This window comes from Halorubrum sp. 48-1-W (genome assembly GCF_003287355.1).
GTDB lineage: Archaea > Halobacteriota > Halobacteria > Halobacteriales > Haloferacaceae > Halorubrum.
Genome location: NZ_QMIM01000020.1, coordinates 1 through 18,674, shown reverse-complemented (window position 1 = coordinate 18,674; position 18,674 = coordinate 1). Strand labels below are relative to the sequence as shown.

The 18,674-nt window shown below is 67.7% G+C and carries 16 protein-coding genes, 1 tRNA gene and 1 pseudogene; 11 read left to right on the top strand and 7 right to left on the bottom strand.

Going from position 1 to position 18,674, the window contains the following annotated elements; all coding sequences use genetic code 11:
- Nucleotides 1-98 precede the first annotated feature (98 nt).
- The 4 genes from DQW50_RS10230 (at nt 99) to DQW50_RS10215 (ending at nt 4,845) form a co-directional block, all read left to right on the top strand.
- Nucleotides 99-1,766 (top strand): type II/IV secretion system ATPase subunit, encoded by a 1,668-nt coding sequence (locus DQW50_RS10230; RefSeq protein ID WP_112079180.1) that lies wholly within the window; start codon nt 99-101, stop codon nt 1,764-1,766.
- Complete coding sequence (locus DQW50_RS10225; protein WP_112079179.1) at nt 1,763-3,904, top strand: type II secretion system F family protein; 2,142 nt, start codon at nt 1,763-1,765, stop codon at nt 3,902-3,904. The genes DQW50_RS10230 and DQW50_RS10225 overlap by 4 nt, the downstream gene beginning before the upstream one ends.
- Nucleotides 3,905-3,955: 51 nt before the next feature.
- On the top strand, nt 3,956-4,594 hold the full coding sequence (locus DQW50_RS10220) for a class I SAM-dependent methyltransferase (RefSeq protein WP_112079178.1): 639 nt from the start codon (nt 3,956-3,958) through the stop codon (nt 4,592-4,594).
- 180 nt (nt 4,595-4,774) lie between these two features.
- Nucleotides 4,775-4,845: transfer RNA gene (locus DQW50_RS10215), tRNA-Gly, on the top strand.
- 244 nt (nt 4,846-5,089) lie between these two features.
- Here the strand turns inward: DQW50_RS10215 and DQW50_RS10210 are convergent.
- Nucleotides 5,090-5,860: an SDR family NAD(P)-dependent oxidoreductase gene (locus DQW50_RS10210; protein WP_112079177.1), complete on the bottom strand. Its 771-nt coding sequence runs from the start codon at nt 5,858-5,860 to the stop codon at nt 5,090-5,092.
- 323 nt (nt 5,861-6,183) lie between these two features.
- On the opposite strand from DQW50_RS10210, the gene trpB reads away from it, so the two are divergent.
- A complete protein-coding gene (gene trpB / locus DQW50_RS10205) occupies nt 6,184-7,347 on the top strand; it encodes a tryptophan synthase subunit beta (RefSeq protein ID WP_112079176.1) in 1,164 nt (387 codons plus the stop codon).
- 13 nt (nt 7,348-7,360) lie between these two features.
- Here the strand turns inward: trpB and DQW50_RS10200 are convergent, their stop codons facing one another.
- The gene (locus DQW50_RS10200; RefSeq protein WP_112079240.1) at nt 7,361-8,443 is read right to left on the bottom strand and encodes an NAD(P)/FAD-dependent oxidoreductase; all 1,083 of its coding nucleotides are present in this window, start codon (nt 8,441-8,443) and stop codon (nt 7,361-7,363) included.
- 143 nt (nt 8,444-8,586) lie between these two features.
- Here DQW50_RS10200 and DQW50_RS10195 point away from each other — a divergent pair, with 143 nt between their 5' ends.
- Nucleotides 8,587-8,904 carry a DUF5658 family protein gene (locus tag DQW50_RS10195; protein WP_112079239.1) on the top strand — a complete coding sequence of 106 codons (318 nt, stop codon included), beginning with the start codon at nt 8,587-8,589 and terminating at the stop codon, nt 8,902-8,904.
- A gap of 22 nt (nt 8,905-8,926) precedes the next feature.
- Here the strand turns inward: DQW50_RS10195 and DQW50_RS10190 are convergent, their stop codons facing one another.
- The gene (locus tag DQW50_RS10190) at nt 8,927-9,643 is read right to left on the bottom strand and encodes a metallophosphoesterase (protein WP_112079238.1); all 717 of its coding nucleotides are present in this window, start codon (nt 9,641-9,643) and stop codon (nt 8,927-8,929) included.
- A 143-nt stretch (nt 9,644-9,786) separates the two neighbouring features.
- On the opposite strand from DQW50_RS10190, the gene DQW50_RS10185 reads away from it, so the two are divergent.
- The 3 genes from DQW50_RS10185 (at nt 9,787) to DQW50_RS10175 (ending at nt 12,460) form a co-directional block, all read left to right on the top strand.
- The gene (locus DQW50_RS10185; protein ID WP_112079175.1) at nt 9,787-10,482 is read left to right on the top strand and encodes a hypothetical protein; all 696 of its coding nucleotides are present in this window, start codon (nt 9,787-9,789) and stop codon (nt 10,480-10,482) included.
- Nucleotides 10,483-11,166 carry a metal-dependent hydrolase gene (locus DQW50_RS10180; protein WP_112079174.1) on the top strand — a complete coding sequence of 228 codons (684 nt, stop codon included), beginning with the start codon at nt 10,483-10,485 and terminating at the stop codon, nt 11,164-11,166.
- 67 nt (nt 11,167-11,233) lie between these two features.
- Nucleotides 11,234-12,460 (top strand): FAD-dependent oxidoreductase, encoded by a 1,227-nt coding sequence (locus DQW50_RS10175; RefSeq protein WP_112079173.1) that lies wholly within the window; start codon nt 11,234-11,236, stop codon nt 12,458-12,460.
- Nucleotides 12,461-12,471: 11 nt separating this feature from the next.
- On the opposite strand, the pseudogene DQW50_RS10170 reads toward DQW50_RS10175, so the two are convergent.
- The 3 genes and pseudogenes from DQW50_RS10170 to coxB all read right to left on the bottom strand — a co-directional run.
- Nucleotides 12,472-12,847 (bottom strand): annotated as a pseudogene (locus tag DQW50_RS10170) (zinc ribbon domain-containing protein); the annotation flags it as partial.
- 155 nt (nt 12,848-13,002) lie between these two features.
- Nucleotides 13,003-15,501 (bottom strand): cbb3-type cytochrome c oxidase subunit I, encoded by a 2,499-nt coding sequence (locus DQW50_RS10165; protein WP_112079172.1) that lies wholly within the window; start codon nt 15,499-15,501, stop codon nt 13,003-13,005.
- Nucleotides 15,498-16,292: a cytochrome c oxidase subunit II gene (coxB, locus tag DQW50_RS10160; RefSeq protein WP_112079171.1), complete on the bottom strand. Its 795-nt coding sequence runs from the start codon at nt 16,290-16,292 to the stop codon at nt 15,498-15,500. Before coxB ends, DQW50_RS10165 begins: the two co-directional genes overlap by 4 nt.
- Nucleotides 16,293-16,429: 137 nt before the next feature.
- Between coxB and DQW50_RS10155 the strand changes: the two genes are divergently transcribed.
- Entirely contained in the window at nt 16,430-16,882 is a 453-nt protein-coding gene (locus tag DQW50_RS10155) for a hypothetical protein (RefSeq protein WP_112079170.1), read from the top strand.
- Nucleotides 16,883-16,897: 15 nt separating this feature from the next.
- On the opposite strand, the gene DQW50_RS10150 is transcribed toward DQW50_RS10155, so the two are convergent.
- Nucleotides 16,898-17,098, bottom strand: coding sequence for a hypothetical protein (locus DQW50_RS10150; protein WP_112079169.1), 201 nt, complete (start codon nt 17,096-17,098; stop codon nt 16,898-16,900).
- 121 nt (nt 17,099-17,219) lie between these two features.
- Here DQW50_RS10150 and DQW50_RS10145 point away from each other — a divergent pair, with 121 nt between their 5' ends.
- A complete protein-coding gene (locus tag DQW50_RS10145) occupies nt 17,220-18,329 on the top strand; it encodes a GTP-binding protein (RefSeq protein WP_112079168.1) in 1,110 nt (369 codons plus the stop codon).
- Nucleotides 18,330-18,674: the final 345 nt, after the last annotated feature.

Below are 18,674 nucleotides of genomic sequence, written 5' to 3'. Positions count from 1 at the left end.
CGACGTCCCGTCGGCTGTTCGGCGTGTCGCGAACGCGCGGGTGGGACGCGACGTGGTCCTTTTAATACCGGGACGCATGTACACCGGTACGACGACCGATGGCGGGGGACACACGCACGGCGGACGTCGAAGGCGCCGTCGGGGCGCTCCGACGACGCCTCGAGCACACCTGGAAGATGCTCCGCGGCTCGGAGCTCGAAGTCCGCCCGTTCAGGCCGGGCGAGGACGGCCCGCTCGCCTCCTTTACCGTGCCGCCGGACGAACGCGAGGTCGACCGCTACTGGGTGAACGCACCGTACGCGTTCGTCGTGATCACCTACGACGAACCCGAGAGCGAACACCGCTACTACGCCGTCGAACCCGACCTCGACGGCTTCGAGCGGGACCTCCTCGACCGCGTCGCCGACGACATCCGCGATCCCCTCCTCTACCGAGAGGGAAGCGGACACACCGACGAGGAGACGCTCCGGACGGAACTGGAGTCGCTGCTCGCGGGGTACGGCGTCGAGGCCGGCATGGACACCTTCCACACGCTCGCGTACTACCTCTACCGCGACTTCCGCGGATACGGGAAGGTCGACCCGCTCTTGAACGACGGCCACATCGAGGACGTCTCCTGTGACGGGTACGACCTCCCGATCTTCGTCTACCACGACGAGTACACCGACATCGAGACGAACGTCTCGTTCGCGAAAGCGGAGCTCGACAACTACGTCATCCGGCTCGCCCAGCGCTCGGGTCGGCACGTCTCCGTCGGCGACCCGATGGTGGCGACGACGCTCCCCGACGGCTCCCGCGCCGAGCTCGCGCTCGGCGAGGAGGTGACGCCGCGCGGCTCGGCGTTCACCATCCGCCAGTACGCCGAGGAGCCGTTCACCCCGATCGATCTCGTCGAGTACGGGACCTTCTCGATCGAGCAGATGGCGTACTTCTGGCTCTGTATCGAGCACAACAAGAGCCTCATCTTCGCGGGCGGGACCGCCTCGGGGAAGACCACCTCGATGAACGCGGTCTCGATGTTCATCCCGCCGCGCGCGAAGGTGCTCTCGATCGAGGACACCCGCGAACTCTCCTTGTACCACGACAACTGGCTCTCCTCTATCACCCGCGAGCGGCGCTACGAGGGGGCCGACATCGACATGTACGACCTGCTACGGTCGGCGCTCCGACACCGCCCGGAGTACATCGTCGTCGGCGAGGTTCGCGGCGAGGAGGCCATCACGCTGTTCCAGGCGATGAACACGGGCCACACCACGTTCTCGACGATGCACGCCGACTCGATCGAGACCGTGATCAACCGGCTCGAGAACGAGCCGATCAACGTCCCGCGCGCGATGGTACAGTCGCTCGACATGCTCTCGATCCAGACGATGACGCGGTCGGACGACCAGCGGGTGCGGCGGGCGAAGACGATCGGCGAGATCGGTGGGATCGACCAGCGGACCGGCGAACTCGACTACTCCTCCGCGTTCGAGTGGCGGACGGAAACCGACGACTTCCGGCGCAACGACTCCATCCTCCTCGAGGAGATACAGACCGAGCGCGGCTGGACCCGCTCCGAACTGCTCCGGGAGATCGATCGCCGAGAGCGGTTCCTCGAACTGCTCTCCCAGCTCGGTGTGAACGGGTATCGGCAGTTCACGGCGCTCGTCAACGAGTACTACGCGGACCCCGACCGAGTGATGGAGCGGCTCGAGGAACGAGCGGGCGTCGACGACGGGAACGCCGGAACCGACGACGGGAACGCCGGAACCGACGACGAATGATCGCGTCCCTCCCGCTCGTCGTCGTCGTCGCCTCCTGTCTCGCGCTCGTGGCGTCACGGGCGTTTCCGAGGGCGAACCTCGCGGTCACCAGGCTGGCGCTGTCGCTCTTCGGCGACTACGTCGCCGGCCAGGACCGCAGACGGCGCGAGCGGGACCTGATGCGCGCCGCCCACGTCGGCGGGACTCACCGGGAGTACGCCTCGCGAACCCTGCTGTACGCCGGCGTCCTCGGCGTCGCCGGGAGCGTGGTCGGGGTGTACCTCGCTGCCGGGTTCCTGGCCTCACTCGAAGTCGGTGGCGACGGCCTGATCGAACGTCTCCCCGTCTCGTTGTCCTTCCTGGCCGGGGTGACACGGCTGACGGAGGCCGGCCTCCTCGAACTGTTCGCCCTGTTGGTGGTCGCCTCGGCGACCGTGGGAGCAGTGCTCTCGGTCGGCGCGTACTACGCGCGCTGGACCCTGTTGAGCCAGCGGGCGACCGCCCGCGCCGCGGAGATCGATGCCACGCTCCCGCGGACCGTGGCGTTCGTGTACGCGCTCTCGCGGTCGGGAATGGCGTTTCCCCGGGTGATGGACACGCTCGCCGAGAACGAGGCGGTGTACGGCGAGGCCGCCACGGAGCTGTCGGTCGCGGTACGCGAGATGAACGCCTTCGGGACGGACGTGTTGACCGCGCTCCGACACACCGCGCGGCGGACGCCGAGCGACGACCTCTCGCAGTTCTCGGCGAACCTCGCGTCGGTCCTCGGCACCGGTCAGCCGCTGTCGGCGTTCCTCGAGGACCAGTACGAGCGCTACCAGGAGGAGGCCGAATCGAAACAGGAACAGTACCTCGAGCTCCTCTCGACGTTCGCGGAGGCGTACGTCACGACGCTCGTCGCCGGTCCCCTGTTTTTCATTACCATCCTCGTCGTGATCGGGCTCGTCTTAGAGGACACCCTCCCGCTCTTGCGCATCGTCGTCTACGTCGCGGTCCCGCTGGCGACGTTCGGGTTCGCGGTGTACGTCGACAGCATCACCCAGGGGATAGGGGGAACCGAACGGGTTCAGCCGTCCGAGACGTCACACGGTCGCGCCGGCGACGACGGTGACCGCGATCGCCGAACGTCGGCGGGGGCCACCGCGACGGCGGCGTCACCTCGGTCCGACGGCGGGAGCGTCGCCGACCGATGGCGGACGAGCAGTGAGCGGCTCCGAACGTACGACCGGTTCCGTTCGGTCCGGGAGTGGGCGAATTCGCCGGTCGAACACGTCCTCCGTTCGCCGGAGGCTATCCTCGCCGTCGCCGTCCCGATCGGGGTCCTCGGCGTCATCGCGGCCGTCCACCCGCTGTCGATCGGAACCCTGACCGAGGTCGTCGCGCAGGTCGACGCCCCGATCGTGGGCGCCTCCGCGTTCGTCCTCGCGACCTACGCGGTCGTCTACGAGATCAAGAAACGCCGAGTGCGCCGGATCGAAGCGGCGATACCCGACTTCCTCGACCGGCTCGCCAGCGTCAACGAGGCGGGGACCTCCGTCGTGGCGAGCATCCGACGCGTGGCCGAGACCGACCTCGAGGCGCTGACGGCCGACCTGAAGCGAACCCGCCGGGACATCGACTGGGGGGCCGACGTGACCTCGGCGCTCCGCCGGCTGGAGCGGCGGGTCGCCTCGCCGATGACGTCGCGAGCGGTCGTGCTCGTGACGAACGCGATCCACGCGAGCGGCGACGTCGCGCCGGTGCTCCGGATCGCGGCCGACGAGGCGCGGGCGACGTGGACGCTCCGACGCGAGCGCCGGCAGCTGATGTTGACGTACCTCATCGTCATCTACATCTCGTTTCTGGTGTTCCTCGGCGTTATCGCCGCGCTCTCGGTGTCGTTCATCCCCGCGGTCGAGGGAGCGTCGGTCGGGGGAGCGACGACGGGATCCGGTACCGGCGTCGGCACGGGAGCCGGCGGTGGACTCGTGGGGGGGCTCGGCGACATCGACACGACCGCCTACGAACGGCTGTTCTTCCACTCGGCGGCGATACAGGCGCTGTGTTCGGGAATCGTCGCCGGACAGCTCGGGGAAGGCTCCGTCAGGGATGGCGCGAAACACGCCGCGCTCCTGCTCGTGTTCACGCTCGTCGCCTTCGCGGCGATGGGCGGGCTGTGAGCGGGCACGGCAGGCCACCGAACCTATATCGGTCGCCCCCGACCGCCGGATATGGACCCGCAGTCGACGTACGACCGGATCGCCGGCCACTTCTCGGAGACGCGCGAGTACGCCTGGCCGGAGGTCGAGTCGTTCCTCGAGGGACGGACCGCCGACCGCGCGCTCGACGTCGGTTGCGGAAACGGACGGCACACCGAGCCCCTGAGCGAGCGTGCGCGGATCGCGGTCGGCGTCGACCTCAGCCGCGGGTTGCTCCGTGAGGCGGTTCGACGGGCACGAGAACGGGGGTTCGACGACCGGACGGCGTTCGTCCACGGCGACGCCGCGGCGCTCCCGATCGCGGACGACGCGGTCGATCTGGCGGTGTACGTCGCAACCCTCCATCACCTCTCGCCGCGGACATGTCGGATCCGGAGCCTGAACGAACTCGCCCGGGTCCTCCGGCCGGGCGGCGTCGCGCTCGTGAGCGCGTGGAGCACCGCTCACGACCGGTTCGACCGCGAGGAGGGGTTCGACACGACCGTCGACTGGACGCTCCCCGGCGGCGAGACGGTTCCCCGTTACTACCACGTCTACGACCCCGAGGAGTTCGAGGCGGACCTCGCCGAGAGCGACCTCGTCGCCGTCGACGTCGAGGTCTCGAGCGGGAACTGCTACGGGACCGTCCGCGACCCGGAGACGACCGTCTGAGGCGAGCCTCGGGGAGCGGCGTCAGCGACCGTCAAGCACGCTGAAAACGAGATCGAGGGTCCGGTCGGCTCGGCTCGATCGGTCGTGGCTTCCTTTCCTGCACGGTCGTTTCCTCCGGCGTCGGCGTCGGCGACGCCAAAGGGTAAACTCCTTATTCCGGCACCCGTTTCTCACGAACGCGCGCCGGTGGTCTAGTGGTAGGACCTGAGCCTTCCAAGCTCATGGCCCGGGTTCAAATCCCGGCCGGCGCATTTCTCGAACGAAGTGAGAGAAATCGCCGAGAGGGATTTGAACCCTATCAGTCGCGCACAGCGAGCGAAGCGAGCGAGCACGTCTGATTCCGGTTCAAATCCCGGCCGGCGCACTCCCTTCGGTCGTGCGCCGCCCGTACCCCCACTCTCTCACGGCGTTTGCTCGCGGGGGTCCCGGCCGGCGTTTTTCTCGAACGAAGCGAGGAAAAATACGGAGCGGATTCGAGGGTCTGGCCCCCACGTCCTACAGGCTCGCTCCGCCGTCGACCCACACCGTCTCGCCGGTCACGTAGCTCGCGCCCTCCGAGGCGAGGTAGAGGTACGCGTCACGCAGGTCTTCGGGAACCCCGGATCGGGACGGGAGTCCGTCCGACTCCCCGATCTGACTCGCCTCGTCGGACCAGCCCTCACGGATCTCGGTGGCGATCGGTCCCGGCGCGACAGCGTTTACCCGGATCCCGTGCCGGTCGAGTTCGAGCGCTGCGCTCCGGGTGAGCATCCGGATACCGCCCTTCGTCGTCGCGTAGTGGGAGTGGTTCCACTCCGCGCGTTCGGCCGTCGTCGACGACGTGTTCACGATCGCTCCCTCGACGCCGCGGTCGATCATGTCCCGTCCAGCCAACTGCGTCCCGAAGAACGCGCCCCTGAGGTTGACGCCGTGGACGAACTCGAAGTCCTCGGGGTCGACCTCGAGGAACTCGAGGTTGCGGTGGACGCCCGCGTTGTTCACCATCACGTCGACCCCGCCGAACTCGCGAGCTGCCTCGATCACCGACTCGATCCGGTTCGGGTCGGAGACGTCGGTCTCGACGAAGACGGCGGTTCCGCCGCGCTCCTCGATGGCCTCGTGTGTGGGGGTGTCGGCGTCGACGTCCTTCGGTTCCGCCCGGACGTCGGCGTTGATCACGGTCGCACCCGCGTCGCCGAACCCGGTCGCGACCGCGCGACCGATACCGCTCGATCCCCCCGTAACGACGACCGTCTCGCCGGAGAAGTCCGCGTCGATGGTTCCCATACGAACCGTCGGCGAGGGCGGATCAAAAAGGGTCGGTATCGACGTCCCTCGAGCGGGCGTCCCGTCACGCACCGAGTCCCGACGAAAGCACCCGAACGGGACGGAGACCGGAAGCGACCGAACGGGACGGGGAACGGAGATGAGCGGAGATCCCGGGAAGTCGGCGTGAGAGGACGGGGAAGTCGGCGTGAGAGGACGGGGGAGTCGGCGTGAGAGGACGGGGGAGTCGGCGTGAGGGGACGGGGGAGCCGGCGGGCGGTCCGGATAAAACACGTCGATCTGCCGTCATCGAACTTTTGGTGATCTGTCTCCATGTACGAGTCATGGCTACGCCAGGTGAATTCGGCGAGTTCGGCGGTCGACACGTTCCGGAACCGCTCGAAGCGCCGCTAGCGGAGTTGGCGGCGGCGTACGAGGACGCGGTCGCGGACGAGGAGTTCATGGCCGAGTTCCGTGACCTGCTCGAACACTTCGCCGGACGACCGACGCCGGTGTTTCACGCGGAAACGCTGAGCGAGCGGTACGATACGGACATCTATCTCAAACACGAGGACCTCCTCCACGGTGGTGCCCATAAACTGAACAACACGCTCGGACAGGCGCTGCTGGCCGACCGCGCCGGTAAGGATCGACTGATCGCCGAGACGGGAGCCGGACAACACGGGACCGCGACGGCGATGGTCGGGGCACTCCTGAACCTGGACGTGACGGTATACATGGGCCGTCACGACATGCGACGACAGGAGATGAACGTCTTCAGAATGCGCCTCATGGGCGCCGACGTGGAGCCGGTCGAGCGCGGCAACGCGGGGCTCAAGGAGGCCGTCGACGCCGCCTTGGAGGACTTCGCCGAAAACGTCGATTCGACGCATTACCTCGTCGGAAGCGTCGTGGGTCCGGACCCGTTCCCACGGATGGTTCGGGAGTTCCAGTCCGTCATCGGCGAGGAAGCACGCGAGCAGATCCTGGAGTTACACGGGGAGTTACCCGATGCGTGTGTGGCGTGTGTCGGCGGCGGCTCGAACTCGATCGGGCTCTGGCACGCGTTCAAAGACGACGACGTGCTGTTCTACGGGGCCGAACCGGGCGGAACCGACGACGCCAATCACTCCGCCCCGCTATCGAAGACCAGACAGGAGGAGCCGCGGATCTTCCAGGGGATGAAAACGAAGACCATCGGTGAGGAGACGCGGAACCACTCGATCTCCGCCGGCCTCGACTACCCGGCCATCGGTCCGGAACACGCCGCGCTCCAGGAGATGGGCCGTGCCGAATACCACGCGATCACCGACGACGAGGCGTTGACCGCGTTCCGTGAACTGAGCGAGGCCGAAGGGATCATCCCGGCGTTAGAGCCCGCACACGCGCTCGCGCTGGCCGCCAAGTTAGCGGAGGAGGACCGACACGAAACGCTGTTGGTCAACCTCTGTGGCCGCGGCGACAAGGACATGCGGACGGCCGCGGAACGCTTCGATCTCTCCGAGTAGACGACCTCCCTCCTCAGTCGTCGTCCGCGGCCGCCTCCGCCGACGGCGACTCCCGCGGTCCGCCGGCGTGCCCCTCGTGGGCGACCGCGGTGGCCAGAAGCTCCGGCGAGATCGCGGGCACCTCCGCCTCGCTCACGGGGCCGTCGCGGGCGATGGCCTCCTTCGAGCGCGGGAACTCGCGGATCTCCTTGTGGATCGCGAGGCCGGCCTTCGCGCCCTGGCCCATCGCGACCGGGATCTGGTTGTGACCCGGGGTGACGTCGCCGACCGCGAAGACGCCGTCGACGCTCGTTCGACCGTGGTCGTCGACGTCGATCCGGCCGTCGTCGGTCAGCTCACAGCCGAGCGACTCCGCGAGCGCGGTGTTGTAGTCGGAGCCGTACATTGGGAAGCCGCCGCGGTACTCCCGGCGGGTGCCGTCCGCGAACTCCATCGCCTCCAGCCAGCCGGAGTCGGGGTCGTTCTCCACGCCGGAGACCTCCTCGTGGACCACCTCGACCGGGTGCGCCTCGAGCTGTGCTGTTGTCTCGTCGCTCCAGGTCGGCTCCGCGCCGCGGGTCAGGAGGTCGACGTCGTCGGTGACGTTGAGCATGATCATCGCGACGTGGGCGGCCGCCTCGCCGTGACCCATCACGTACACCGGCTCGTCGACGAACATGTACGCGTCACAGTGGAGACACCAGTGGAGCCCTCTGGCGTTCCGCGGCAGCGGCGGGTCCGGACGCTCGTCCGAGAAGCCCGTCGCGAGCACGACCCGCCCGGCGGTGAACTCGTCGTCGCCGGCGACGAGCCGGAACCGCTCCTCGCCGTCGCCCCCGTCGTCGACCCGCTCGACCGCCTCGACGAACCCCCGCTCGAGGTCGGCGCCGTAGGAGGCCACCTGCTCGCGGCCGGTCGCGAGGAGTTCGTTGCCGGAGACCTCCTCGGTGACGCCGATCACGTTGTGGGTGTCCGCCATCATCGCTGCCCTGCCGCCGCCGCGGTCGATCAGTAGCGTCTCGTGGCCGAGCCGCGCGCCGTACAGCGCGGTCGTCAGTCCGGCCGGGCCGCCGCCCACGACCGCGACGTCGTATGCGTTCTCGTCGGAAGCACTCATCATCCGTCGTACGCGTCGGATCGGGTTAAATGTCCATGGGGCGTGCGCGCCGGGCGACCAGCCGTCGGCGCCCGGCCGGATTCGAGTTCGACCGACGGCGGGCGGTCAGGAAACTTATGCTCGCCGGGCGCGTGCCTCCGGTCGTGTCCCGACGACTCGCCGTCGCGATCGCCCTCCTCGTCGTCGGTACCGTCGCCGACGTGTGGTCGACGTACCTCGCGATCTCGACGGGCGGCTTCGTCGAGGGCTCGCCGGTCGGTCGCACGTTCATCACGTGGCTCGGCCCGCTCCGCGGCATGTTGGTCACGAAGGCCCTCGGAATGGCCGTCATCGGGATCCCGATCGCGGTCGCGGGCGGGAGCCGTCGGCTGGTGGCCACGCTGATGTGTGCCGGCGTCGGGGGGCTCTCGCTTCTCGTTGCCGGGCGGAACCTGCTCCTCGTCGCGGGCTACTGGCCCTGAGCGGACGGCCGGGTCCACGCCGTCACTCCCCGCGATACAGCCGTTCCGCGGTCCGCGTCGGCAACCCCTCACGTTCGACCGCCTCGGCGACGCGGTCGACGTCGTAGGCGACCCGTCGGAGGTCGACCTCGCCGGCGTCGACGTCGAGCACCGCGTAAGCGGCGTCCGGGTCGCCGTCGCGGGGCTGGCCGACGCTACCCGGGTTGACGACGAGCCGACCGTCGACCGAGCGGGCCCCTTGAACGTGGGTGTGACCGAGCACGAGGCCGTCGATGTCGTCGCGGTCGCCCTCCACGTCGGTCGGCGCGTCGTCGGCGAGCGCGTCGAGGTGCCGGTCGAGCGCCGGGAACTCCCCGGGGTAGACGTACGCGTCCTCACGTTCGGATGCGGGATGTGAGTGGACCAGGTGGTAGCGACCGTCCCCGAACCACGTCGCCCGCGGCAACGAGCGAAGCCACGTCAATCCCTCGCTCGAGAGCTCGCGTTTCGCGTGTTCGAGTCCGGCCTCGGCCATCAGGTTGGCGCGGTACCGCTCGGGCGTCTCGACGGTCCGGTCGTGGTTCCCGCGGACCGTCGCCGTGGAGACCTCGCGGACGCGCGCGAGACACTCGGCGGGCCACGGGTTGTAGCCGACCACGTCGCCGGCACAGACGACCTCGGCGACCGGCGGCATGTCCTCGAGGACCGCCTCCAGTGCGGGCAGGTTCGCGTGGACGTCCGAGAGGAGTCCGACCTTCATCACGCGACCGTTCGGGATCGAGGCCCGAATAGCTTCGGTCGGGTGCGTCGGAAGCTGTGAGATCCGGTCGGGTGTGTCGGAACCCACGGGCGGCGCCTCCTCCCGCCAGAGAACTTATCCTCGCGGGACCGAAGGACCCGCCAATGGCACCGACCCTGCTCACCGCCGCGCTCGGCGCGTTGCTCGCTGCGGCACTCCTGGGGCCGGCGTTCGACGGCCGGTCGGTCGCGGTCGTCGTCACTGCCGCCCTCCTGCCGACCCTCGACGCGGTCGTGAGCCTCGCGCTCGCGGGCGCGACGAACGCCCTCGCCCACAACGTCTGGGTCCCGCTCGCGCTGGCGGGGCTCCTCTACTGGGACACGGCGCTTCGCGGGCGGTCCGCCCTCCGCGAGCGGTACGGCTGGCGGGGCGTCCGGGTCGGCTGGGTCGCACTCGCCGGGTTCTCGATCGCCGGGATCGCCCCCGACCTCTTCGTCGGGCCGGGCGTGAGCCTGCTGTATCCCGTCGAAAACGTCTACTACGTTGTCGACGGCCTCCTGCTGTTCTCGACGCAGGACGGCGTCGTCCAGACGTTCGTCTCGGGCGGCGGGGGTCCCGGGGTCCTCCCGTTCGAGAGCCCGGGAACGACCGAAACGCACGCCGTCTCCACGTGGGTGAACCCCGACGGTCGACCGGGACTCGGGCTCGGGAGCGAGCGCGTGTTCGTCGTCGTCGACGCCGGGTGGCAGGCGGTCGTCGTCGCGAGCGCGGTCGCGTCGCTCGCGGTCCGGTTCCGACCGTGGGGACGGGCCGGGACGGAACCCGCGACGGAGGAGTCAGCGACGGAGGCGAGCCGATAGATGGTCTCCACGGTCGTTCACGCCGGCTTCGCGCTGGTGCTCACTGCGGGACTGTTGCGGGGGGACTACGACCGGAGAGCGCTCGCCGTCGTCCTCGCTGTGGTCGTCCTCCCCGAGGCCGACTCGTTTCTCGGCCTCGTCATGTCCGGCGCGCATCGAACCGTCGGCCACAACTTCGTGTTTCCGGCGGTTGCCGCGCTCCTGCTCTACTACGACACCCGGATCCGCGAGCGGTCCGCCCTCCGCGACGCGTTCGCGGAGCGCGGCGTCCGGATCGCCTGGGCCGTGGTGTTCGTCCACGTCTTCGCGCACGTGTCGCTCGACTGGGCGCACCTCGACGGCGTGAACGTCCTCTGGCCGCTCCACGACGCCTTCTTCCGGCTGGACGGGGAGCTGCTCTGGTCCACGACCGACGGCTTCGTGCAAACGTTCGTCGATATCGACCTCGATCCCGAGACGGGGAGCCGGCGGGTCGACGCCGGCAGCACGGGGACCACGCAGTCGGTCCACGTGAACAATCCGGTCGAGCCGGACGACCCGGTGACGCTCGCGGCGTCGGAGACGATAGACCGCCGCTTCCCGATCGCGGGGCGAGGTTGGCGGCTCTATCTCGTCGGCCTCGGGCTCTTCACCCTGGCCGCCCGTCGACTTCAGGGGAACCCACCGACCGAACCGGAGAACTGACCTGCCCTCGGGAGCCCGTGACCGGACCCACGGACAGGCTCTTGGAGCTGTGAGCCGTACGGATCGTATGTCGTTATCACCCGACGTGCTCGTGATCGGCGGCGGAGCGACGGGGTCCGGAACCGCCCGGGACCTCGCGATGCGAGGGCTGGACGTGACCCTGATCGACCGGGGTGGGCTCTGTAGTGGGACGTCCGGGCGCTCACACGGGCTGTTACACAGCGGGGCCCGCTACGCCGAGGCCGACCCCGACGGGGCAGTGGAGTGTCTGGAGGAGAACCGCGTCCTCCGCCGGATCGCCGGGGCGTGCGTCGGCGAGACCGACGGCCTCTTCGTGAGTCTCGCTGCCGACGACGACGACTACTTCGAGGAGAAGTACGACGCCTGTACGGAAGTCGGCATCCCCGCCGAGCGGATGGACTCGGACACAGCGCGCGAACTCGTCCCCGACCTCGCCGACGACGTCGAGCGGGCGTTCCGCGTGCCCGACGGGGTCGTGTATCCTTCCCGGCTGGTCGCAGCGAACGCGCTCGACGCCGAGGAGCACGGCGCCGACGTCTACCCGCACGCGCCGGTGGAGTCGGTGACAGTCGAGGACGGGGCGATAACCGAGGTCGACGTCGGCGGGGACGTCGACGGGACGATCCGGCCGGAGTACGCCGTGAACGCCGCCGGCCCGTGGGCGGGCGAGGTGGCGTCGATGGCCGGGCTCGACGTCGACATGCGGCCGACCCGGGGCGTGATGGTCTCGGTCGAGTACGACGGGCTCGACCCGGTGTTGAACCGCTGTCGTGACCCCGACGACGGCGATATCGTCGTTCCACACGGTTCGGAGGCCGTCCTCGGGACGACGAGCGTCCCGGTGAACGACCCGGACGACTACGAACGAGCCCGGTGGGAGGTAGAGACGTCGATCGAGGAGTGTGCGGCGATGCTCCCGCCGGTCGCGGACGCGCCGGTCGTTCGCGAGTGGTGGGGAGTCCGCCCGCTGTACGCACCGGACGAGGACGAACGCGGCGGACGCGGGATCTCCCGGGGATTCTTCAGGCTCGACCACGCGCCGGACGGCGTCGAGAACGCCGTCAGCGTCGTCGGCGGGAAGCTGACGACCTACCGGCTGATGGCCGAGTCGACGGCCGACCTCGTCTGTGACCGCCTCGGCGTCGACGCCGAGTGTCGAACCGCGGACCGGACGCTCCCGGCGGCGGACGACCCGGATCGGCTCGACGAGGCGGTCGCCGCCTTCGACGGCGGGGGACCGACCGACGCGGACGTGGTCGGAACGGCCGAGTGAACTACCCCACCCTACTTCGTTCGGTCTGACGACCTCGCTTCGTTGGGGGTGGGGCTTTCGCGTGGACTCCCGCTCTCGCCGGAATCCCCGGCAGGCGGTTCATATCTTCCGTTCGCGTTCACCGTCCCGCGATTCAACCGCACGCCTACGGGGGCGCCTCCGCCGGACCCAGGTTGCTTCCGACGGAGATACCGCAGTCCGATGTTCTTTGCGGCGTTGTGGTCGGCGTGGTTCTCGTAGCCGCATTTCAGACACTCGGAGTCCTCGCCGTCGCGGCCGGGTCAGTGACCCACAGTGTGAACAACGGCGTGACGTATTCTTCGGGTCCACCTGTGCCACGTCGATGCCGTGGCGTTCGGCCTTGTATTCGACGTACTCGTACAACCGCTCGACCCACTCGCTCCTTGAGGCCGGAGGCTCCGCCTCGAATACGCGGATCCGGAGCCGTCGCGTCCCTAAGCGGCTGGTTCGAGCGTGACGCGGGGCCGTCGCTCGAAACGGGGAGAACGGAAACCGGCGCCGCGTCGAAGGGGGACCGCGCCTCAGAAGAGGTAGAAGAGCGGGAAGAGGAAGACCCAGACGATGTCGACGAAGTGCCAGTAGAGCCCGAAGTACTCCACCGGGCGTTCGTCCTCCAGGTACGCGCCGTGGTACGCCCGGTAGAAGAGGAACCCGGCGATCAACAGCCCACCGACCACGTGTACGCCGTGGAGGCCGGTCGTGACGTAGTAGATCGACGCCTGGATCGGGTCGCCGTGGGAGTTCTCCGCGATCGTGACGCCGACGTCGTATATCTCGTGGTGCCACTCCCACATCTTGATCGCGAGGAACGTCAGCCCGAGAGCGATCGTCGCCCCCAGTGACGCAAGCAGCCCCTTTCGGCTGTTCCGGTGGGCCGCCACCAGCGCGAGGATCACCGTGAACGACGACGTGAGCAGCACGAACGTGTTGATGAGTCCCGGCAGCGACTCGGTCAGCGGCGACCACTCCTGCCAGCCGGCGTTGTACCGGATGAACACGGCCGCGGAGATGAACGCGCCGAAGACGAGCACGTCCGAGGCGAGGAAGAACCACATCCCCAGCTTGACTTTCTCGACGCCGTTGAACGGCCAGCGCTCGGCGAACTCCGTGGGCGGCGCGTAGAAGTCCTCGAAGCCCCACATCACGCCGGAGTACACGAGTCCGAGCAGTCCGAGGACGGTCAACGCCGGGTACACCGGGTTGCTGATCGTCACCGGCGTCGTCGCCAGCGAGTCGGCGACACCGATCGAGATCGAGTCGTTGAAGCCGGACAGGCCCAGGAGCATGACCCCGAGCATCAACGAGAGCGTGAACGGCCAGATGCTCGCGTGGCTGGGGTGTTTGTCCCAGTGTGCGTACTCGCGGATGTGGTCGGCGTGGCTGTCGCCGCCGTCGGTGACGGCGTTCCCGTTCTCGTCGGCTTTCACCGCCGGCCCGCCGTCCGGGACGTAATCCTTCACGAACTCCAGCTTCCCGGAGGCGTAGGAGGGGCGGTTCGGCCAGTTCTCGAGCGGCGGCGGCGAGGGAACCGCCCACTCGGCGGTCCGCGAGTAATCCCACGGGTTCTCGCCCACGACGGGGCCGGAGACGTACGACTTTCCGAGGTTGTAGAACATGATGAGGAACGAAAAGCCGAGGATGAAGGCGCCGATCGTGCCGGCCTGGTGGAAGATCTGGAGCGCGGGATCGTACTCGAACACCCGGCGGGGCGTCTCCCACGCGAGGAACATCGAGAAGTATACGGCGTTGAAGCCGATGAAGAACGCGGCGAAGTGAAGCTTGCCGAGGAACTCGTCGTACATCTTCCCCGTCATCTTCGGGAACCAGTAGTAGATCGCTCCGACGAGTGCGGTCGCGCCGCCGAACATGACGTAGTGGAAGTGTGCGACCACCCAGTAGGTGCCGCGGAACTCGTAGTCGAGGATGATGGCGCCGAGGAAGACGCCGGTGATGCCCCCGAGGATGAACAACAGTAGCGCGCCGAACGCGAACAGGAACGGCGTCGTGAACTGGATACGGCCCTTCATGAGCGTGTAGATGAGCGAGAAGACAATCAGGTCGAACGGCAACGAGATCCCGATCGTGGTCGCCATCATCAGCGTCTTGATCTCGAGGTTGATCGTCGTCAGGAACATGTGGTGCATCCACACGAGGAACGACTGGACGGCGATAAGACAGATGGCGATGATGACCCACTTGCGGCCGACGAGCCGGCGGCCGGAGAACGTCTGGAACAGTTCGAGCATGACTCCCAGGGCCGGGAAGAAGACGATGTACACCTCGGGGTGGCCGAAGAACCACCAGAGGTGACCCCACAGCAGGGAGCCGCCCTCGGTCGCCGAGAAGTAGACGCTCCCGAGCACGCGGTCGGACCCGAGGATCAGCAACGCTCCGAGCAGGGCGGCGAACGCGAACAGCATCATCCAGACGGTCGCGAGGATCGACCAGGTGAAAAGCGGCATGTCCATGATCCCCATTCCTTCGGCACGCGAGTGGTGGATCGACGTGAGGAAGTTCACCGTCGAGGCGGTCACCCCGACGATGAACATGGTGAGCGCGAGGATCGCCCCGGTCGAGCCGATGCTCGGCGTGTACATCGGGACGTTGAGCGGCGCGTACATGGTCCAGCCGGCGGTGAGCGTGCCGCCCTGGAAGAAGCTGATCGCGAGCAGGACGCCCGAGAAGAGGTACAGCCAGTAGGAGAGGGCGTTCAGCCGGGGGAACGCGAGGTCGTCGGCCCCGATCTGGAGCGGGACGACGTAGTTCGCGAACGCGAACGCGAACGGCGAGAGGAACCAGAACACCATGATCATCCCGTGGGCGGTGACGGCCTCGTTGTACGCGAGCCCGGAGAGGACCTGGTTCGACGGGTCCCAGAGCTGGACGCGGATCAGTAGCGCGAGTACCCCGCCGAAGAGCAGGAAGAACAGCGCCGTGATCAGGTAGAGGATCCCGATGTCCTTGTGGTTGGTCGTGACGAGCCAGCGGCGGACCGACGTCGTCGGCGGGAGCTCGCTCATGCGGAAACACCTCCGACGGCCGAACCAGTCACGCTCGGGGTCGCGAGGTCACCCTCGACGTTCGAGCTGTTTTCGTCCTCCGACCCTTCGGTGTCCGCGTACCACTCTTCCCACTCGTCTTCGGGGAGGACCGTGATCTGGCCTTTCATCGCCGAGTGGCCGGAGCCGCAGAGTTCGAAGCACTCGACGCGATAGGTCGCCTCGCCGCCCTGTTCTTCGACCTCCTCGGAACTCACGGAGAACCAAGTCTCGCTGGTCTCACCGGGGATGGCGTCGGTCTTTATCCGCAATTCCGAGGACCCGAAGTTGTGCCAGACGTCGGTCGAAGTCACCTTCAGGTCGATCCGCTGGTCCGCGGGGACGACCAGTTCGTTCGTCTCCGAGTGACCGTTGGGGTACATGTACTCCCAGCCGAACTGGTATCCCTCCACGGTGATCTCGATGTCGCCTTCCTCGTCCGTGTCGGGACCGTCCTCGACGTAGAGGAGCAGTCCGTACGAGTACACGACGAGGCTGATGACGACGATCGCGCTCAGCCCGAACGAGAGGAAGAGCTTCTTCGCCTTCGGCCCGCCCTGTCCGGTCGGCAGTTCGCCGACCACCGGCGCGTCGAAGTCCTTGTCGGGTTCGCCGCCGTCGTCGCGATACTTGTAGACGTTCCACAACGTGTACGAGACCACGATGATTCCGACGACCGTCCCCAGCGTGAGGAAGACGAAGAAGATCTCGTCGAACACCTCCGCTTGTGCCCGCCAGTCGGTCCCTTGTTGTAGGGTAATTGGGTCTATCATGTTCGTCTCTCAGCTCTTATCCTTCCCTTGGGGATGGCGCACTTAGCTCTTGTGTACCCCGGCGTCCGTGAGGCCCGTGGTGGCACATACGAAGGCTATTTGTACACGCGTCCGGACCGAGTAGTAACGAGGAAATCATGGTTTCGCTTACCCTCTTGAGTACGGCGCTGATGGGCCTGCTCGTCCTGGCCACGATCGTCGCCGCCGCTCGGATCGGCGGACAGCGCGCGCCGGGTGCCGACGACTCGGTAGACACCTACACCGCGATCACCCGACGGCTGGCCGAGGTCGTGAGAACCCCGGCCGTGTGGTCGATCGCGTTCGTCGTCATCGCGCTCGGCGTCGGCGCGCTCGTCGTCCTCTCGGTCGGAAACTTCGCGTTCGTCGAGGGGTTCTCCGGCTCGCTCCTCGCGATCGTGTACGCCGTCGTCGGACTGCTCCTCACCGGCTTCGTCTTCCTCGGGGCGTACTTCGGCGTGCGCGGCCGCGGACTCGGAAACGCCCACGGTGTCGCCGCCGGCTCGTTCGCAGCGGGGCTGGTCTTTCTCGTGTTGATCACGGTCCAGCTGCTCGTCGGCGTCGTCGGCTGACCGCCCACTGACCGCTCACGCGATCGAGACGCCGTTGCGGGAGAGGTACGCGCTCGCGTCCTTGATCTCGACGGGGCTCCCGATGATCCGACAGCGCCCGTCGGTCTCGACGATCGTCAAGGTGAACCGCTCTTCGAGCCCCTCGCGGAGCCCGTCGAGCGCACGGACGGGGAGCAGTATCTGCGTGCTGTCGCGGAACGTCGAGGCGTCGGGCATTCGACGTGTCCTGTGACGGACGACCCCCGCATAACCGTGTCGAAATGTCTCTCCAGTAATGTGTTCTCCGGCGACTCCCGAAGGAACACTTTTAACGAGCCGACCGGCCGAGGTAGTACCGATGGGACTGGAAGCAGAGATAGAGGAACTCCGCGAGGAGATCGCCGAGACGCCCTACAACAAGTCCACGGAGGCGCACATCGGGCGGCTGAAGGCGAAGCTCGCGGAGAAAAAGGAGAAACTGGAGAACCAGTCCTCCGCCGGCGGCGGCCACGGCTACGCCGTCGAGAAGCACGGCGACGCCACCGTCGCGCTCGTCGGGTTCCCGAGCGTGGGCAAGTCCACGCTGATAAACGCCCTCACCAACGCCGACAGCGAGGTCGGTTCCTACGAGTTCACGACGCTCGACGTCAACCCGGGCATGCTCCAGTACCGGGGCGCACAGATCCAGATCCTCGACGTCCCCGGACTGATCGAGGGGGCCGCGGGCGGGCGCGGCGGCGGCAAGGAGGTGCTCTCGGTCGTCCGGACCGCGGACCTCGTCGTGTTCATGCTCTCGGTGTTCGAGATCGAGCAGTACGACCGGTTGAGCGAGGAGCTGTACGCCACGAACATCCGGACCGACACGGATCCGCCGAACATCAACATTCGGAAGACGCACAAGGACGGCATCGGGGTGACGATGAGCGACGAGGTGAGCCTCGAGGAGGACACCGTCAAGCAGGTGCTCCGCGAGTACGGCTACGTCAACGCCAAGGTGACGATCCCGCACGACCTCACGATCGACGAGCTCGTCGACGCGGTGATGGACAACCGCGTCTACCTGCCGTCGATGGTCGCGGTCAACAAGGCGGACCTCATCGACAAGGGGTACCTCCCGACGGTCCAGGCCGAACTCCGCGAGCGCGGGCTCGACCCCGACGACGTGGTGTTCATCTCGGCGGAGGAGGAACGCGGACTCGAGGGGCTCAAAGAACGGCTCTGGGAGGAGCTCGGGCTCGTCCGGATCTACATGGACAAGCCGGGCCGCGGCGTCGACTACGAGGAGCCGCTAATCTTGTTCGAGGGCGACACCGTCGGCGACGCCTGCGAGAAGATCGGCGGCGAGTTCGACGAGCGGTTCAAGTTCGCGCGCGTGTCGGGGTCGAGCGCGAAACACGACGACCAGCAGGTCGGGAAGGGCCACGAGTTGGCGGACGAGGACGTGCTCCGCATCGTCGCGCGGAAATAAGCGTTCGTGTCGTCGCACGTGACGTGACGATCAGTTGATTCCGCACCGACGATCACTTCCAAAGCCCCAGCAGTTCGGTACTACAGAACAGTGAGCGCGACTTCGGAGAACACTTCCAAAGCCCCAGCCGCGAGGCGGGCGCACGCTCGTTGTGGTCCTCGGTCGCTCGCGATGCTCGCTCCCTGCGGTCCTTACGTCACCTGCGCCCGCCTCGCGACTGCCCCTTTGAGTCCCACCCGAACCGCAACCGCCCCGCACCTCACGCCTCCCCAGCCTCGTCGGTGGTCCTCCGCTTCGCGTCGGACCACCGACTCCCTCGCGCGGGCTCCTCGCGGCCACCGGCCG

Bases quoted from the DNA above. Each gene is read 5' to 3' on its own strand.
- DQW50_RS10230 (WP_112079180.1), top strand. From the start codon at position 99: ATGGCGGGGGACACACGCACGGCGGACGTCGAAGGCGCCGTCGGGGCG.
- trpB (WP_112079176.1), top strand. From the start codon at position 6,184: ATGGCTACGCCAGGTGAATTCGGCGAGTTCGGCGGTCGACACGTTCCG.
- DQW50_RS10145 (WP_112079168.1), top strand. From the start codon at position 17,220: ATGGGACTGGAAGCAGAGATAGAGGAACTCCGCGAGGAGATCGCCGAG.
- DQW50_RS10220 (WP_112079178.1), top strand. From the start codon at position 3,956: ATGGACCCGCAGTCGACGTACGACCGGATCGCCGGCCACTTCTCGGAG.
- DQW50_RS10190 (WP_112079238.1), bottom strand. From the start codon at position 9,643: ATGAAGGTCGGACTCCTCTCGGACGTCCACGCGAACCTGCCCGCACTG.
- DQW50_RS10155 (WP_112079170.1), top strand. From the start codon at position 16,430: ATGGTTTCGCTTACCCTCTTGAGTACGGCGCTGATGGGCCTGCTCGTC.
- DQW50_RS10150 (WP_112079169.1), bottom strand. From the start codon at position 17,098: ATGCCCGACGCCTCGACGTTCCGCGACAGCACGCAGATACTGCTCCCC.
- DQW50_RS10185 (WP_112079175.1), top strand. From the start codon at position 9,787: ATGGCACCGACCCTGCTCACCGCCGCGCTCGGCGCGTTGCTCGCTGCG.
- DQW50_RS10180 (WP_112079174.1), top strand. From the start codon at position 10,483: ATGGTCTCCACGGTCGTTCACGCCGGCTTCGCGCTGGTGCTCACTGCG.
- coxB (WP_112079171.1), bottom strand. From the start codon at position 16,292: ATGATAGACCCAATTACCCTACAACAAGGGACCGACTGGCGGGCACAA.
- DQW50_RS10200 (WP_112079240.1), bottom strand. From the start codon at position 8,443: ATGAGTGCTTCCGACGAGAACGCATACGACGTCGCGGTCGTGGGCGGC.
- DQW50_RS10210 (WP_112079177.1), bottom strand. From the start codon at position 5,860: ATGGGAACCATCGACGCGGACTTCTCCGGCGAGACGGTCGTCGTTACG.
- DQW50_RS10175 (WP_112079173.1), top strand. From the start codon at position 11,234: ATGTCGTTATCACCCGACGTGCTCGTGATCGGCGGCGGAGCGACGGGG.
- DQW50_RS10165 (WP_112079172.1), bottom strand. From the start codon at position 15,501: ATGAGCGAGCTCCCGCCGACGACGTCGGTCCGCCGCTGGCTCGTCACG.
- DQW50_RS10225 (WP_112079179.1), top strand. From the start codon at position 1,763: ATGATCGCGTCCCTCCCGCTCGTCGTCGTCGTCGCCTCCTGTCTCGCG.